Origin of the sequence: Prosthecobacter sp. SYSU 5D2 (assembly GCF_039655865.1) — a bacterium.
Lineage (GTDB): Bacteria > Verrucomicrobiota > Verrucomicrobiia > Verrucomicrobiales > Verrucomicrobiaceae > Prosthecobacter.
This window is the reverse complement of the sequence record NZ_JBBYXL010000014.1, coordinates 88,232-104,586: the sequence shown is the minus strand read 5'-3', so window position 1 is coordinate 104,586 and position 16,355 is coordinate 88,232. Positions and strand designations below refer to the sequence as shown.

General features: G+C 58.9%; 10 protein-coding genes. 4 read left to right on the top strand and 6 right to left on the bottom strand.

Going from position 1 to position 16,355, the window contains the following annotated elements; all coding sequences use genetic code 11:
• Positions 1-32: 32 nt before the first annotated feature.
• The 4 genes from WJU23_RS21420 to WJU23_RS21405 all read right to left on the bottom strand — a co-directional run bounded on the left by WJU23_RS21420 (position 33) and on the right by WJU23_RS21405 (position 8,526).
• Entirely contained in the window at positions 33-1,688 is a 1,656-nt protein-coding gene (locus tag WJU23_RS21420) for an MbnP family protein (RefSeq protein ID WP_346334671.1), read from the bottom strand.
• A 340-nt stretch (positions 1,689-2,028) separates the two neighbouring features.
• A complete protein-coding gene (locus tag WJU23_RS21415; RefSeq protein ID WP_346334670.1) occupies positions 2,029-2,679 on the bottom strand; it encodes a hypothetical protein in 651 nt (216 codons plus the stop codon).
• Positions 2,680-2,755: 76 nt separating this feature from the next.
• A complete protein-coding gene (locus WJU23_RS21410) occupies positions 2,756-6,724 on the bottom strand; it encodes an autotransporter-associated beta strand repeat-containing protein (protein ID WP_346334669.1) in 3,969 nt (1,322 codons plus the stop codon).
• Positions 6,725-6,888: 164 nt separating this feature from the next.
• On the bottom strand, positions 6,889-8,526 hold the full coding sequence (locus WJU23_RS21405; protein ID WP_346334668.1) for an altronate dehydratase family protein: 1,638 nt from the start codon (positions 8,524-8,526) through the stop codon (positions 6,889-6,891).
• Positions 8,527-8,627: 101 nt separating this feature from the next.
• Here WJU23_RS21405 and WJU23_RS21400 point away from each other — a divergent pair, with 101 nt between their 5' ends.
• Positions 8,628-9,578, top strand: a complete 951-nt coding sequence (locus WJU23_RS21400) for a rhomboid family intramembrane serine protease (protein WP_346334667.1) — start codon at positions 8,628-8,630, stop codon at positions 9,576-9,578.
• Between the two features lie 174 nt (positions 9,579-9,752).
• Here the strand turns inward: WJU23_RS21400 and WJU23_RS21395 are convergent, their stop codons facing one another.
• Positions 9,753-10,301, bottom strand: a complete 549-nt coding sequence (locus tag WJU23_RS21395) for an SMI1/KNR4 family protein (protein WP_346334666.1) — start codon at positions 10,299-10,301, stop codon at positions 9,753-9,755.
• A 13-nt stretch (positions 10,302-10,314) separates the two neighbouring features.
• Positions 10,315-11,199, bottom strand: coding sequence for an alpha/beta hydrolase (locus tag WJU23_RS21390; protein WP_346334665.1), 885 nt, complete (start codon positions 11,197-11,199; stop codon positions 10,315-10,317).
• A gap of 149 nt (positions 11,200-11,348) precedes the next feature.
• On the opposite strand from WJU23_RS21390, the gene WJU23_RS21385 reads away from it, so the two are divergent.
• The 3 genes from WJU23_RS21385 to WJU23_RS21375 are packed head-to-tail and all read left to right on the top strand — an operon-like array spanning position 11,349 to position 16,350.
• Complete coding sequence (locus WJU23_RS21385) at positions 11,349-14,363, top strand: sialate O-acetylesterase (protein WP_346334664.1); 3,015 nt, start codon at positions 11,349-11,351, stop codon at positions 14,361-14,363.
• A complete protein-coding gene (locus tag WJU23_RS21380) occupies positions 14,360-15,541 on the top strand; it encodes a sialidase family protein (RefSeq protein WP_346334663.1) in 1,182 nt (393 codons plus the stop codon). The genes WJU23_RS21385 and WJU23_RS21380 overlap by 4 nt, the downstream gene beginning before the upstream one ends.
• Complete coding sequence (locus WJU23_RS21375; RefSeq protein ID WP_346334662.1) at positions 15,538-16,350, top strand: aldolase/citrate lyase family protein; 813 nt, start codon at positions 15,538-15,540, stop codon at positions 16,348-16,350. Before WJU23_RS21380 ends, WJU23_RS21375 begins: the two co-directional genes overlap by 4 nt.
• Positions 16,351-16,355: the final 5 nt, after the last annotated feature.

The window sequence follows — 16,355 nt, the reverse complement described above, 5'->3', positions numbered from 1 at the left end:
CAGACAGGCTAATGGGAGCGGTAACGTTTTCATCAGGGGCGTTGGGCAATTTCAGTCTTGGCGGGCGCGGAGATAAATTCCTCGTCCGTGAGTGTTTTCAGAAAGGCCACGAGTGCGTGTTTTTCAGCCTCGGTCAGTTGCAGTCCCGTCTCGGGATGTTTGGCCAGGTTTGGGTCCAGGGTGCTGCTTCGCTTCACGCCCTGGCTGTAGTGCTCCACCACCTCTTCCAGGGTGGAAAAGCGCCCGTCATGCATGTAGGGGGCCGTCACTGCAATGTTGCGCAGGCTGGGCGTTTTGAACTTTCCCCTGTCTGCCGGATCCCCGGTGACGATCATCCTGCCCAGGTCAGCCGGGTTCAGGTCCAGCCCGTTGTTTTTAAACTGGTGGTCGGTGAACAGTGTGCCCCCATGGCAGTGGAAGCAGTCCGCGCCGCGCAGTCCACGTGAAGGGTCAAATTCCGTCACGAAAAGCTGCAGCCCCCGCTTCTCCTCCTCCGTCATCTCCCCGGCCTTCCTTGCTGCTTTGTCAAACCGGGACTCCTGGCTGACAAGGGTTAACAAATATTGCTCCAAGGCTTTGGCAATGCGCTCCGGTGTGATCTCGGATGTCCCAAAGGCTGCGGCAAAGCCATCCTTCTGGTCGGTGATCTTTTCCACCACCCGCTCCAGCGTTTCATTCATCTCGTGCCGGTCCTGGATGGGCATCAGCACCTGCTCGCGCAGGCTTCCTGCCCGCCCGTCCCAAAAGAACGTCTGCTCCCAAGCCAGATTAAATAGCGGCATGGAATGGCGGTTGCCGGTCTGTCCCTCCGCACCCAGACTGAATTTCCGGGGATCGCTGAAAGCGAAACTCCGGTCGTGGCAGCTTGCGCAGGACTGGCTGTTGTTAATGGACAGGCGGGTGTCATGGAAGAGCTTTTCTCCCAGCGTCACCCCTTCCTCCGTCAGAGGATTGTCCGCCGGAAACCTTGCTTGCGGAAACCTGTTGGTGATGGCGACAGGGTAGGGCTGGGTTCCTTGTGGCCGCTCTTCCGCCTTATCGTTCTCTGCCACCGTCTCCGTCTGATAGGTATCGTAGTGCACTGACTTTAGACTGAACGCCTCCGCAAGGTTGGTCTTCAGCAGTGGCACCAGTTCATCGCCATCACGGGAATGCGTGGAAGTGCCGTGAATGTCGAAGTCAATGCCTTTCAGGATTCGCTCCTTATCCAGTTCCAGTTTCAGCGTCATCGGGCCTCCGCCCTGAAATTCCACCGGCACCTCGACCTTCACCACATTTGGCGTCCTCGCCAGATGATAGGCAAAGCCTCCCTGTCCTTCTTTGCCTTGCCCCCATCGGCCTTCAAGGGCCATGAAGACATAGCCGCCCTGCCAGCCCCAATGCAGGCCGCACACGTCGGGATGCAGGTCATGCCCCGGTGGAAGTTGATTTACATCCGCCTCATTCACCGCCGCAGGCAGCCCCACATCAAACCTCACGGCCTGATATTTGCCTGCCGGAACTCCCTCTGCCCGCGCTTTCAGCCTTTTCTTTTCAACGCTGAAAAAGGCCGCCCAGTCCTCGGACTCCAGCCAGCTTCCGTCTGCACGCTTCAGAGCCAGTCCAGAAAGGATAAAATCCAGGCGTTGGATGACCACCTGGTGCTTTGCCACTGCCTTCTGCGATAGTGGCAGAATTTCCAATTCCATGACCTGAGCCTGCACGAATCCACCGCAAAGCAAAAACATGCCTGTAAGGTAATGCTTCCATGGGGCTTTTGCGCGGCCATTCATTGGTGAGTCTCGTTTTTGCAAACGTGCTCAATAGTGAAACGAAGCGCTGTGGATTCTATAAGAAAAATGTAATATTCCTGCAATTCGGCTTGTTTTTAGCCCTTCTAACAGGGCGAAATAACTAATTAAACCCTAATTAGGTGTCAGGATAACAGGAAGACGTGCTTCCTCAGCTCTGACTAACCCTCATTATGAATCCCGGCCAACCGTGCTTCTGTGAGCAACGGCCATTGGCAGATAAAGCCCTCCTCGCCTCTTACTCGGCCGGACTGATCAGTGAAAAAATCACCCTCCTCAGCCCGGATCTCTCCTCCACATCTCGTTGCACCGTGCAGCCCAGCAGGCGCTCCATCATCTCACATTCGATTTCTTCAATCAGCGGATACTGCCTCAGCAACTCAACATGTGGACAATGGTAATCCACGATGCGCAGTCCGCCTGTCCCGCTCATTTCCACCACGGACATGCACCCGTCCGCAGTCCGCAGCCGGGCTAGCACCAGCGCCTTGTTTTCCAGTTCAGTTTCCACGGTGACTTTCTTGGCATATCTCTCCGCTTTGGAGGCGAAAAAAGCATACAGCAGCTTTTCAGGTGCCGTCATGCCAAACAGCCGTTCCGCATGGCTTAGCAGTTCCAGCAGATGCTCTGCACTGGCCGTTGGGAAAAGCGGATCCAGCTTGGAAGTGAGACGGTAAATCTTTTCCGGCCGCCCATGGGGTACCGGATGCCGCCAGGAATCCAGATAGCCTTTCTCCGCCATCGCATCGCAATGCTGCTTGACCCCCATGTAGCTCATTTTCATGACGCCGCACAGTTCCTTCACCGTCATCCCGGGTGACTGCTTTAAATGGAGAATGATCTCCACCACCGGGGTGTGCAGGATGTCGCGCAGAATGGGGAAGATCATGGCCGCCGGAATGAACTCATGCTAAACGGGATAGCCTCTTTGCCAACCAGGCAGTGACAACTTTTTCCAGTCCCGCTCAGCGGCGGCGGCGCATTCCGGCCAGTGCCAGCCCCAACATCAGCAGAGCTGCACGGCCGGGCTCTGGAATGACCACCACAATGCCGTGGCTGGCAAAGAAACTGATGTCCCATGCCAGACCGCTGCTGGAAATGTCCGGGAGATCCAGGTCGAAGAGGTTGTCATCAGCACCGGTCCGGTAGGTGTCTCCCAGATTCTCTGAAAACGAATTCCCCAGGGAAGCACTCCAGTCCAGCAAATTGAAGATCTGCCCTTCTGCCGGGGTGAAACCAGCGGACATGACCTGGATCCTTCCGCCCGTTTCCTGGTTGATGCTGCCGGTGATGACAATCTGGTCATGATTTCCCTGGCCGCTGCCATTGGCCAGCACATAGGCCATGTATTCGGGAGAACCGGGGGCATTGCCGCCAAAAGAATCCAGGCTGGTAAACGACGCTCCTGTGATTTCCAGGCTTGTGATGGACCCGACCTGGAGCGTCAGCCCCTGGGCCATGGAAAGCCTGCCAATCCCTCCTGCCGCCGCCGGGTCACCGGGGCTGAGAGTACCGCCATTGCCGATGGTCGTTGCCCCACCCAGCGTGCCAGTTCCGCCCAGCACCCCCGCCGTCACCGTTACTGCTCCGGTGGCGGCACTTTGATCGCCGTTGATCAACAGGGTGGTGTTGCCGGTCAGGGAGGTCGGACCCGCATAGGTGTTATCCCCGCTTAGCACCACCTGCCCAGCTCCATTTCCTGCCACGGAAAAACCATCCCCCGCTGCATTGCTGCTGATGACACCGGTGAAATAAGTGTTCGCCGTGGTCTGGTTGGTCACGGTTTGAATGCCGTCTTCAAGAATGACATCTCCTGCAAAGGTCAGGTTTCTTGCACCTGTCGCTCCCAAGACCGTCATGTTGGCCAGGAATCGCACATCATTGTGTAGGACGACATCTCCGCTTGTGCTCGCGCGGATGCTTGCCCCACCCATGATGATTGTCCCCGTTCCTAAGGGACCGCTGACGACCGCTCCCGGTGTGCCCACCGAGCTGACCTGCGGGATCACGGCCCCCAGATACAGTCCCGTATCACCAGAAAAGGTATGCTGCTGGTTGGTTACCAGGGTGCCTGTTCCATAAAAAGAAACGCCCGCCGTCCCGATGATCCGTGTCGTCAGCGTAGTATTGCCTGTTGAATTCATCGTGATGATCCCCTCACGGTTTCCGAAATTCAAGACTCCCCCACCCAACGTCAGTCCTGATCCTGACGAGAAAAACACCGCACCACTCTCGACTGTCAGCGTGTTACCTGTCCCGATGGTCGCACCTGAACCGCTGAGAATCAAAGAATTGATCGTCGCGCTCCCGCCTACATTTGTTGGGCTGGTGATATAAACATTGTGCCCTGTGGTGAAGGCATTGTTGGTAAACTCGTCCGCCAGGTTCAGCGGCCGCAGGCCTGTCGCCGGATCATAGGTGACAAAGGTGTTCGCCGTCCCTGTGGCTGTGCCCAGCCCTCCTGCAGTGGCCGTCGCCTCGCCAAGCAGAAACGGAACAATCTTGGTATTCTTGGCTGCCGCATTGATGCCAGTGGAAAGCGCGTCTGTCGTCCCCACAAGCGTCGGTGCCGCAGTCAATAGGATCCGGCTCACGCTCGCCGTGCTGCTGCCGTCCATGCCAAGGTTGATGCCGTTCAGCAGCAGCGTTCCGCCGTTCGCGCTGCGGGTCAGCCCGCTGGCCGTCAGTGCAGCTGTCTGGCTTCCTCCAAACGTCATCGTCATCACGGACCGCTTGGATCCCACCACCAGACTGCCCATCGTTTCACTGGAGTTGGCCAGCTCTGAGCCCCGATAGACAAAAGTGCCTCCTTCAAAAGTGATGCTGGAGGTATCGGCCAGCCGGTTCCCGCTGTTATTGTTCGCGCCCAGGTTATCGAAGGCCAGGGTGCCCCCTTTCAGGACCAGGTTGGCAGAAGCCAGAGACCCGTTCACGCCCAGGGTCGTGACCGCCCCGCCAATCTGCAGCGTCCCCGCGTTTACGGTCGTGCTTCCCGTATAGCTTTGCGGGGCGATAATCGTCTGGATGCCCGCGCCATTTTTAACAAAGGAAAGCCCGCCCGTGCCATCCCGCATCCGCCCGTTCCAAACAAAAGTTCCGGTTGAGCCGCTCACGCTGAAAGTCGTCGGCGTTGCCCCGTTGTTCTCGATGAAAAGAAAGTTGCCGCTCGAATGGTTGGTGGCTGTGTTCAGGCCTCTCAGCGTAAGCAAATGGCCGTTTAAATCCAGCACCATGCTCCTGGTTGCATTGGCTGAGATGACACTGAGCTGGCTGCCCTCATTGATGGCATTGTCCACCCCCATGACCAGCCTGGAACCATCCCCGGCATTGGCGAAAATCTGGGTATCCCCCGTGTAGGTGTTCACATTGTTGAGGATTGTTGTGGAGTTGTTGCCACGGCTGAACAGAATCCCGCGTAAGCTGGTGGCCCCGCTGATCACTCCGGAGACAATCAGCGTCCCACCGGCACCGCCGCCGATACGCGCGTCTGCACTGTTGGAGATGATGTTGCCCGCCCACTCCGCCGTTGCATTTTCCGCCGTTTGCAGCGCGCCGTTGTTGTTCCCGCCCGTGCCGGCGATGGTAATAGTCTCTCCCGTCACCACGATGCCGTCATTAAGGATCGCCCGGCTGCCTGTATTCACCACCGTCCCGGCGCTCGTGCTGCCCAGCGCCCCGTTGCTTGCCACGATCAGCACGCCTGTCGTTGTCGCAATCACTTCTCCCGTCGCCGTGCCATTACCGGAAAGAATCAGAGTGCCCTCGCTCACCGTCGTCGTGCCACTGTGAGCATTGTCACCTGACAGGGTCAGCGTGCCCGTGCCGGTCTTTTCGATGTTCAATGCCGCCGTCACATCCTGCAGGATGCCGCTGTAAGTCGAGCTTCCGCTTTGATTCACCGTCAGCGTACTCGCCACGTTGCCCGTGTTCGTGATGAAGCTTCCCGCTTCGCTTGTCGCCGTCCTCGTCAGGGTGGCGATGGTCTGATTGTAGCCCGCCAGGTCAAAAATGGACGGTTCCGTAGGGCTGTTGGCCGAGTCAATATTTAGCAGCGTTGTTGCTGGCAGCGCATTGGTCGCACCCAAACGCAGAATGCCCCGGATGATCTGCGTCTGGCCGCCATACGTGTTCCCTGTATTGCTCACCACCAGCACACCGGTCTCCTCGCCGGAACCGAAAGCGGACAGCACGAGATTACCACCCGAAATCGGCCCGCTAACTGTCAGCACCCCGCCTGCCGCCGCACCAAACCTGCCACCGGAGCCGATGTTCACCGCTCCTGCCCACGTGCCAGATTCCCCCGCAGCCACGCTCAGCGCCCCTGTAAAAGAAAGCCCAGACCCCGCAATTTCCAACGACTCCCCCGTGATCACCACGCCGTCGCCAAGCTGCAGCTGCGCACCTGAGGTCACCGATGTCGTTCCTACCGTATTCCCCAGTGCCCCATTGCTTCCGGCAATCAGCCGCCCTTCTGCAATGCTCACATTCCCTTCGAATCCGTTCGCCCCGGTCAGCACCAGTGTACCCTCTCCTTGCTTCGTAATCGCGCCCGCTGCGATGGCTTCGGAGATCGTCGCCGTCACCCCGGTCCCCGTCGTGATCACGCTGCCTGCCAGCAGGCTCAGCACGCTGTCGTTGTTTGCATCGGCGACAATATAGCCGGTGCTGTTAAACGTCAGGTTATTGACCGTGAGGTCGCTGGCCACTTCCACCGTCTCCCCGGTGCCGCCAAAGATTGCATTGTTCCCGTTCAGCCACACCGCTCCAGCATCCCAGTTCGGCGTGGTCAGATCCCAGTCATTGTTCACCTCGCCATCCCGCCAGGTCTGGTCCGCCTGGGAATAGGCGGTCTGGTGGCTGCACACTAGCAGCGCTCCCATGGCCAAAAGCAGGAACTTCGGATTCGTGGCGACCGTCGGCAGGAACTTTTTCATGGGGGACGAAAAGCCTAAATTGGCGTCATGGTTACGCCAAGAACAAACAGACTGGTCGTATCACGATAAAGGTTTTTCCCAATTTGGCAATTTTCACTCCTCCCTCAAAACACATAGCTGAATGCAAGGTGCATGCATTCACCTCAGGTTTGTTCCCGGTTCACTTATAGAGACACCCCCCGCTTCCACGGCAAAAAGTCATCCTGCCCCAGCGCCACCGCCTTCGGTACGAACTCCCCGCCCGCCGTCGCCAGGCACAGCTCCAGGAGTTCCTCCCCCATCTCCGCCACGCTTTTCTCCCCGGTGATCACCGGCCCTGAGTCAAAGTCCAGGATGTCGCCCATCCGCTTCATCAGCCGGCTGTTCGTCGCCACCTTCAGTGTCGGGCATACCGGATTCCCCGTTGGCGTCCCCAAACCGGTGGAAAACACCATCAAGTTGCACCCCCCGCCAGCCAGTGCCGTGGTGGATTCCACATCATTCCCCGGTGTGCAATACAGCGTCAGGCCGCCGCGTTTGCGGACCGGCTCCCCATAGTCCAGGACATCCACGATCGGCCCAGTCCCGCCCTTTTTTGCTGCCCCGGCGGATTTCATTGCATCCGTGATCAGCCCGTCCCGGATGTTCCCTGGAGATGGATTCGCATCGAAACCGGACCCACAGGCCTGCGCCCGTCCTTCGTAAGCCCGCATCAGGTGCACAAACCGGTCCGCCAGTTCCTCTGTCACGCAGCGGTCGCACAGGCTCTGCTCCACGCCGCAAAGCTCAGGAAACTCCGCGAGCACCGGTGCTGCCCCCAGTGCCGAGAGCAGGTCCGAGACATGCCCCATCACCGGATTTGCCGAGATCCCCGAAAACCCGTCAGAGCCCCCACATTCCATCCCAACCACCAGGTCCGTCACAGGGCAGGGGACCCGAACTTGCTCCCCGGCCTTCGCCACTCCGTCAAACGTCGTCCGGATCGCCTTCGCCATCATGTCCCTTTCAGACGCACTCTTCTGCTGCTCAAAGACATGCAACGGCTTGTCAAAATTTGGGTGAAAGCGCGCCAGCGACTCCTCCAGCAGGCTCACCTGCGCATGCTGGCAGCCCAGACTCAGCACCGTCACTCCTGCCGTGTTCGGGTGCGCCATGTAGCCTGCCAGCAGATGGCACAGAGCCACCGCATCCTCCCGCGTCCCTCCGCAGCCCAGCCCGTGCTCCAGGAATTTCACCCCGCTGACATTCGGGAACAGCGGACTTGGTTGGGCCATTTCATCCAAGCCCGGCCCGTCCATCTCCGCCCCCCTTTTTCCTTGGCGAAATCCGTCGGCCAGATGCTGGGCATAGCGCTCATAGGCCGTGCTCTGCCCATACCCCAGCGCCCTTGTGAGCGCCTCGCGCATGAAACCCAGATTGCGGTTCTCACAGAACACCAGCGGGATGACCAGCCAGTAGTTCGCCGTCCCGGCCGGACCCTGGCTGCGCCGGTATCCTTGGAAGGTTCGCCCCTGCCAGCGGCTTACCTCGGGGGGCGTCCACACCAGGCTCTGCCGCTTGCCGGAAAACGACGCCGCTTCATGCTTCAAATTGTGGGTATGCACCCGCCCGCCTGCCGGGATGGCCTGCATCGCCCGTCCCACCGTCACTCCATACATCGTCACCAAGTCCCCCACATGAAAATCCCGAGCAGCGAACTTGTGCTTGGCCGCAATTGCTTCCCTCAAAGTCCACTTTTGGCCCTCCAGGCAGACCTCCGCTCCCGCCGGGAAATCTTGGAGCACAACGATCAGATCATCAGCGGGATGGACGCGGAGAAGCATTTGCAGTAAGTTGGGGTGAGTTTGTCAGTTCCCAGTCTGAATCACGTATTTGACGTGTTCCAGGTTTTTACTCGAAATATCGTCCCCTTTCTTCCGCTCCCATGTCCTATCATGAACGTGATTACATGCGTGCAGGCCCGCCTTCTTTTGGCGACTGGCTGCGCGGCTGGACGGCGTTCCGCGCGATCTTCGTTTTAAACGTTGCCGTTTTTATTTTTCAGTGGGTCTTTCAACTGGCCTGGCTGCAAGATGCCCTCACTGGAGAGCCCATCCGTCCGCTCGGCAGCGTCAGCGTGGATGAGCTTAGCGCCGGCCATTTCTGGACGCCCTTCACTTTCATGTTTGTGCACAGCGGCTGGGGCACTTTTTTGGGAAACATGGTCCTTCTCTGGTTTTCCGGCCGCTGGGTGCAGGACCTCTATGGCGGGAAAAACTTTCTCTGGATCTACCTTATCTCCGGCCTCGTCGGCGCCTCTCTTGAAATGGCCGTCTCCGCCTACGTCCTGCACACCACCGCCGCCCCTCTCATGGGTGCCTCCGCCTCAGTTGTCGGTCTGCTCCTGGCCTACTCCGTCGCGATGCCGGAGGAAGAGCTGCCCCTCATCTCCATTACTCTCTGGACGGTGGTAAGGCTCCTGCTGGCGGTGAATTTCATCCTCGCCATCCTCACCCTTACTGTTCACCTGCCTGAATGGCTGCCTCTTGGCAACACTTCCTATTTTGCCCAGCTTGGCGGCGGTCTGGCCGGCTGGTACTTCGCCCGTTCCCTCGGTTATGGCGGCGTGCCCGTGCATCTTCTGCGCACCCCGCCGCCGACCGGCTCCAGCCTGCGCCGCCGTCCTGAAATGGCCCGCGCCCGCCGTCCACGCAGTCCCTCTGTGGACGTGGACATGGAAGCCGTCCGCCGTGAAAATCCTCAAAACGATCCCCTCGTCAGCCTCATGAAGGACGAGATTGATCCCATTCTCGACAAGATCAACGACCAAGGCATCGCCAGCCTGACTGACGACGAACGCCGCACTCTCGAGCGCGCCAGCCGCCGCCTCAAGTAGCCCCAAAAGTGCCCCGCACTTAGCGCCGCGAAGCGCATGTCATCGCCGAACGATCGGACACAGAACTCATATAAACCTACCACCTCCCGTAACCCCCTCATCTCAGCCTGCTTCCAGTATTATTCTGACCCTCATTATTCTGCCATCCCCATCTCCCTGTCTTGAATGGCATGACTACCATTTGTTCTCGAAGCGTGGCACCTCGCCATAGACCAAATAACGATACAGCAGTTTCAGGCTGAACAGAATCATTGGCATCACCACAAAAATGCCCAAAAAAATCGCCAGGCCCCACAGCCAGTTCTTCACCCGGTCACCCAGCGTCAATGGTTCATCAGAGACATACATCCGCTCATCGTAAGCCCTTAGGTGTTCGGCATGAAATTCATCAAAGGAGGCATATGCTTTTAACGGTGGACGCAACAGGTTTCCCTTGTCCGTCTTCCGGAACTGCCCGCTCACACAGTCCACCGCATACGGGCAGGCGTCAGCTTCATCCCCCATGTAAACCCAGTGCGCTGGCCAGGGCGGCAGTCCTTCAAACCCCGCCCGGTAATCACGGGTGGCCTTGATGATGCCATACGCATCCCGCATGGCGGTGACATCGTCCACCACCCCGTGCTCCTCTTCGTCCTCATCATTCTTTGCCAGATGCGCACGGTAGTCCGCAGGCAGGCATACCCCCAGCGCCGTCTCGATTTTGGCAATGTCTTCTTCAGTCACAACGTGAGTCTCCTTACTTCTTGATACCCCGCAGGTGCTCATCAAACCACTCCGCAAACAGCTGGTAATCCGGCTGCCGGTCCGGCCATCCATGGCCCAGCCCCTGCTTCACCACCAGCTTCGCCGTCACGCCTGCATCCGTTGCCCGTTTCACAAAAATCTCCGCCTGCTGCAGCGGCACGATCTCGTCCTTGTCCCCATGAATGATCAACGTCGGCGGCAGCTTCTCCGTCACATGATAAATCGGTGAGATCTCTTTCCCCAGCCGCTCCCGGCCCTCCGCCGTCTCAGCTTCAGGACCAAAGGCCGCCTTCAGCCGTTCCAGCGTCCCCACGCCTACCGCACATTCTCCCGCTTTGCCATAGTTCAGGAAATCCGTCGGCGGATACAGACAGGCGATTGCCTGCACCGCACTGTTCTGCCGGTCCACCGGATCTTTCGCCGTCGGATCTCCCGGTCCGCCCTGCACTCCCATGGTCAGGGAAAGATGTCCGCCTGCACTGCCGCCGCTGATGCCAAACTTGTCCGCATCCAGCCCCCACTTTTCCGCATTCTGCCGGATGTATCTCACCGCCCGGTGAATGTCCTGGGTGATCTCCGGGATGATGAACTTTGGCTGGCATGCATGCCGCACCGAAAACACCGTATAACCCCGCTCCAAAAACGGAATATAATAGTCTGGCGTATTTGGGGAGTAGTTTGAGACCCACCCTCCGCTCACCATGTAGATGATGGCGCATCCGTTCGGCTTCTCGGGCTGGATCACGTCCATTGTCAGGGCAAAACCTAGCTTCCTCCCATACACCACATCCCCCGTTTTGGTATGCGGCGGCAGATCCAGGGAAAACCCGCTCAGGCAGCTCAACAGCAGAACACTCGCAATCAGATAGAATTTCATCGCCATTAAACGCGGGGAGTGCACCTGATCCTCCTGCCTTCATGGATTCTTCAAAAAATACTTCGCCAGTCCGGAAGTCCTAAAATTTCTGGTCACCCCCTGTTACCAGTAATATCCCGTCCTCTCCGTCGTCTATGTCTTCACAACCCATGAGACTCGCCGCCCTCGCCCTGTTCCTGTCCACCTCCTGCGCCCTCGCGGAGGTCAAATTACCCGCCATCATTTCTGATCACATGGTCGTCCAGTCCGGCACCGAAGTTCCCATTTGGGGCTGGGCCGATGCCGGCGAAGAAGTCAGCGTCACCCTGGCCGACCAGACCGCCACTACCAAGACTTCTCCTGATGGCAAATGGCAGGTGAAGCTCGGCCAGTTGAAGTCCTCGCCCGAAGCCCAGACTCTCACCGTCAAAGGCAGCAACACCCTCACCGTCCAGGACGTCCTCATTGGTGAAGTCTGGCTAGGCTCCGGCCAGTCCAACATGGGCATGACCGTCAGCAGCAGCGAAAACTATGAAGAGGAACAGAAGCTCGCCAATCTTCCCCAAGTCCGCATGTTCACCGTCGAGCGTGCTTCCATGACCACTCCGCAAAAGGACTGCAAAGGTACCTGGCAGGTCTCCAGTGCCGAAACCGTCGGCCGTTTTTCCGCCGCCGCCTACTTCTTCGGCCGGGAAATCCACAAGGTCCTCAAGCAGCCCGTCGGCCTCATCAATTCCTCCTGGGGAGGAACCGCCATTGAGGCCTGGACCAGCATGCCCGCCCAGTCCAAGCTGCCTGAATACAAGACCATATCCGCAAGCTGGGAAGAGGCCAAAAAACAGCCCTGGGATGCCGCCAAAGAAAAGGCAAAAGACGAGGCCGCCATGGCCAAATGGAAAACCGAGGTTGCCGCCGCCAAGGCCGCCAAAAAAACCGCTCCGCGCGCCCCTCTTGCCACCGTCGAGCCGCGCCTTCACCAGAACCATCCTGCCAACCTCTACAATGGCATGATCGCCCCCATCATCCCTTATGCCATTCGCGGTACCATCTGGTATCAGGGCGAGCACAATTCCGGTAAGACCTATGTGGATCTCTACAGCCTCCAGTTAAAAACACTCATCCAAGACTGGCGCACCCGCTGGGGTTACGATTTCCCCTTCGCCTGGGTTCAGCTCCCTGACTACAGGGCTCCTCAGCTATCCCCTGAGGTGATCCAGACCTGGCCAATCATCCGCGAGCAGATGCTCAAAACCCTCTCCGTGCCCAAGACCGGCATGGCTGTCACCCTCGGTCTGGGCGATGAAAAAGACATCCACCCCAAGAAAAAACAGGAAGTCGGCCGCCGGCTTTCCCTATGGGCGCTCGGCACCGTTTACGACCAGAAAGTCCCCGCCACCTCCGGCCCGGTTCTCAAAAGCCACGAGATCAAAGGCAAGACCGTCACCCTGACCTTTGACCATGCCAATGGCGGCCTGAAATCCAAGGATGGCAGCGATGAACTCAAAGGCTTTGCCATCGCAGGCGAGGACCGCCGTTTCGTCTGGGCACGTGCCCACATCGCCGGAAACAAAGTCCTCGTCGATGCCGCCAGTGTGGCCAATCCCGTCGCCGTTCGTTATGCCTGGGCGGACAATCCCGTCTGGTCCTTGCAAAACGGTGCCGGTCTGCCCGCCAGCCCCTTCCGCACCGATGACTGGAAAACCGAGCTGAAGCTCCCCGCCATCTTTGGCGATCACATGGTCGTCCAGGCCAATGCCCCGGTGTCCGTCTGGGGATGGGCTCCTTATGGAGAGGAAATCACCGTCACCCTCGGCACCGAAACCGCCACCGCGAAAGCCGCCTCCAATGGCACCTGGAGCACCCGCTTGAAGGCCCAGCCTGCTTCTGACAAACCTCAAGAGCTCATCGTCAAAGGCAGCAAAACCCTCACCTTCAAAGATGTCCTCATTGGCGAGGTCTGGCTCGCTTCCGGCCAGTCCAACATGGCCTTTAAATTCAACCGGGGAGAATACCCGCCAGCCGAAACCGCCGCTGCCAACCTCCCGCAGGTTCGCATGTTCACGGTGAAGCAGCACAGCACCCGCGTCCCCCAAGATGACTGTGAAGGTGAGTGGATCGTCGCCACGCCAGAAACCGTACAGAACTTCTCCGCCGTCGCCTGGTTCTTTGGCCGCGATCTCCATCTCAAACTGAAGACGCCCGTTGGCATGATCAATTCCTCCTGGGGCGGCACCGACATCGCCGCCTGGACCAGCGAAGATGCCCAGGCCAAAGTCCCCGCCCTCAAAGCCGGTCTGGATAAATGGGCCAAGGACGCCGCCGAATTCGATCCCGTTAAAACCAAAGCTGACAATGCGAAACGTGCCACCGCCTGGAAGGGCGCAGTGGAGCGCATCAAAGCCAAAGGCGGCAAGGAATTCCCCCGCGCCCCGCGTCCCCAGGTCGCTCCTCTCACCAGCCAAAATCATCCTGCCAATCTCTACAATGGCATGATTCAACCCCTCATCCCTTATTCCATCCGCGGGGCCATCTGGTACCAGGGGGAGCATAACTGCTCCACGGAAGAAAAAGCCAGCCTCTATGCCACCCAGCTTCCCTTGATGATCAGCGACTGGCGCGCCAAATGGCGCAACAACTTCGCCTTCGGCACTGTGCAGTTGCCTAACTATGAGCAGGAGGCCTACCGCCCCCTCGTCCGTGAAGCCATGCTGAAAAGCCTCAGCGTGCCGAATACCGGCATGGCCGTCACCATTGATGTCGGCGAGGCCAAGGATAACCATCCCAAGGACAAAAAGACCGTTGGTGAGCGCCTCTCCCTCTGGGCTCAGGCACGTGTTTACCGGCAGAAGCTCCCCGCCTATTCCGGCCCCACCGTCCGCAGCCATGAAGTGAAAAACGGAACCGTCCAGATCCGCTTCGACAACGCCACCGGCGGCCTCAAAATCAAAGGCGATACACCTCAAGGTTTTGTCATCGCCGGAGCCGACAAGCAGTGGAAGCCCGCCCAGGTGAAGATCAACAGCAACCTCATGGTCTTCTCCCATCCGGACATCAAGGAACCTGTCGCCGTCCGCTACGCTTGGTCCGCCAATCCCGCCGCCAGCCTCTTTAATGGCGAAGGTCTGCCCGCCTCCCCCTTCCGCACCGATGACTGGAAAATGACCGAGCCTGCTCCCCTTCAATGAGCCGCTTCATTCTCGCAGCGCTTCTCGCGACCTCCATCTCGGCCGCAGACTTCCATCTGGAGCACAGCACCGTGCAGACCAGTTCAGGCCCCCTGAACTGGTCCCAGTCCCGTGCCGCCCTTATCCCTGGAGATCCCGCCCGTGTCATCGTCACCACTCAGGAGATCGAAAAGCTCGGCTCCCACGGCTTTCGCAACGTCTATGTCACCGAGACCGTGGACGGGGCCAAAACCTGGTCTCCGCCGAAGGAAATTATCAGCCTCCGCCGCCAGCGCATGCCGGAAGGGCATGACTTCGTCATGGGCGATATCTGCCCCCAGTTTCATGCCAAAACCGGTGTCGTTCTCGCCCATGGCAAGACCTTTGGGTTCGAAGGCGGCATCAAAGAAAACCGGGGTTTCGAGCGAGTCTCCTACGCCGTCTATTCCCCCAAGACCGATGCCTGGAGCGGCCTGAACCTTTTGGAACTCCCGGAAAAAGACCACGAAGGTCTCACCATCCTGGAACCCAATTCAGGCTGCCATCAGCGCTTCGATCTGCCCAATGGCGAGATCCTTCTGCCCATCCGGTATCGCAAAAATCCCAAGAGCCGCCAATACACCACCATCGTCGCCCGCTGCACCTTTGATGGCAAAACTCTGACCTATAAGGAGCACGGTTCCGAACTCACCTTCAAAGGCCGGCGCGGTTTATACGAACCGTCCGTCATGGGGTATCAGGGCCGCTATTTTCTCACCATGCGGGCGGATGAGAGCGCTTTCGTGTCCGTCAGTGATGACGGCCTCAACTATACCCCGCCAGCCGAATGGACCTTCGATGACGGCCAGGTGCTGGGCAGCTATAACGCCCAGCAGCACTGGGTCGCCCATAGTGACGACCTATACCTCGTTTATACCCGAAAAGGGGCCAATAACGACCACGTCTTCCGCCACCGCGCCCCCTTGTTTATCGCCAAGGTGGATCGCAAGCGCCTCTGCATCCTCCGCGCCACCGAGCAGGTCCTCATGCCCGAAACCGGCCTCGACCTGGCGGGTGGTTTCGGTGTGCTCGATTACAGCCCAGAAGAAACCTGGATCATCAGCACCGAAATGGGCTTTCCCGAGGAACGCAAAAGCGAGTCCAACCGCATCATCCTCGCTAAAATCCTCTGGTCAAAGCCTAACCAACTTTTCAAATGACACCCTCCCAGCTTGGTGCCGCTCTTCACGATGGGCAGCCCGTATTCGGCACCCTCATTGTCTCTCCCTCCCCCCGCTGGCCGGATACGGTCCGGGGTTGCGGGCTGGACTTTGTCTTCATAGATACCGAGCACATCGCGCTGGATCGCGAGCAGCTTTCCTGGATGTGCCAGACTTATCTGGCCATGGGCCTGCCGCCGCTGGTGCGCATTCCCTCGCCCGATCCTTATGCCGCCACCATGGTTCTGGATGGCGGGGCCGCTGGTATCATCGCGCCTTATGTCGAATCCGCTGCCCAGGTCCAGGCCCTGCGTGGAGCCGTCAAAGTCCGCCCCCTCAAAGGCCGCAGGCTGGATACCATCCTTGCCGGTGGCACCTGCGAGCCGGAGCTGCAATCCTACATGGCCGCTGGTGCGCAGAACCGCCTGCTCATCATCAATATCGAGAGCGTCCCCGCCATTGCCGCGCTGGATGAAATCCTTGCTGTCCCCGGGATAGATGCAGTGCTCATCGGCCCGCACGACCTGACTTGCAGCCTCGGCGTGCCTGAGCAATACGACCACCCCGATTTCCTCGCCGCCTGCGAGACCATCTTCACCAAAGCTCGCGCTGCTGGCATCGGGGCCGGTATCCACTTCTGGGGCAGTGTCGAGCAGCATGCCCGCTTCCTCAAACTCGGTGCCACGATGCTCATCCATAGTGCCGATATCAGCCTTTTTCAAAAGCACCTGCGTCTGGAACTCGCCGCCGTCAAAAACCTTGCTGGCCTCGCTACTGCCTCCGCCTCCGTCGAAACCGTCACCATCTGACTCCT

Excerpts from the sequence above, each read along its gene's own strand:
- WJU23_RS21400 (WP_346334667.1), top strand. The coding sequence starts at position 8,628 with ATGTCCTATCATGAACGTGATTACATGCGTGCAGGCCCGCCTTCTTTT.
- WJU23_RS21380 (WP_346334663.1), top strand. The coding sequence starts at position 14,360 with ATGAGCCGCTTCATTCTCGCAGCGCTTCTCGCGACCTCCATCTCGGCC.
- WJU23_RS21385 (WP_346334664.1), top strand. The coding sequence starts at position 11,349 with ATGAGACTCGCCGCCCTCGCCCTGTTCCTGTCCACCTCCTGCGCCCTC.
- WJU23_RS21405 (WP_346334668.1), bottom strand. The coding sequence starts at position 8,526 with ATGCTTCTCCGCGTCCATCCCGCTGATGATCTGATCGTTGTGCTCCAA.
- WJU23_RS21375 (WP_346334662.1), top strand. The coding sequence starts at position 15,538 with ATGACACCCTCCCAGCTTGGTGCCGCTCTTCACGATGGGCAGCCCGTA.
- WJU23_RS21420 (WP_346334671.1), bottom strand. The coding sequence starts at position 1,688 with ATGGAATTGGAAATTCTGCCACTATCGCAGAAGGCAGTGGCAAAGCAC.
- WJU23_RS21415 (WP_346334670.1), bottom strand. The coding sequence starts at position 2,679 with ATGATCTTCCCCATTCTGCGCGACATCCTGCACACCCCGGTGGTGGAG.
- WJU23_RS21390 (WP_346334665.1), bottom strand. The coding sequence starts at position 11,199 with ATGAAATTCTATCTGATTGCGAGTGTTCTGCTGTTGAGCTGCCTGAGC.
- WJU23_RS21410 (WP_346334669.1), bottom strand. The coding sequence starts at position 6,724 with ATGAAAAAGTTCCTGCCGACGGTCGCCACGAATCCGAAGTTCCTGCTT.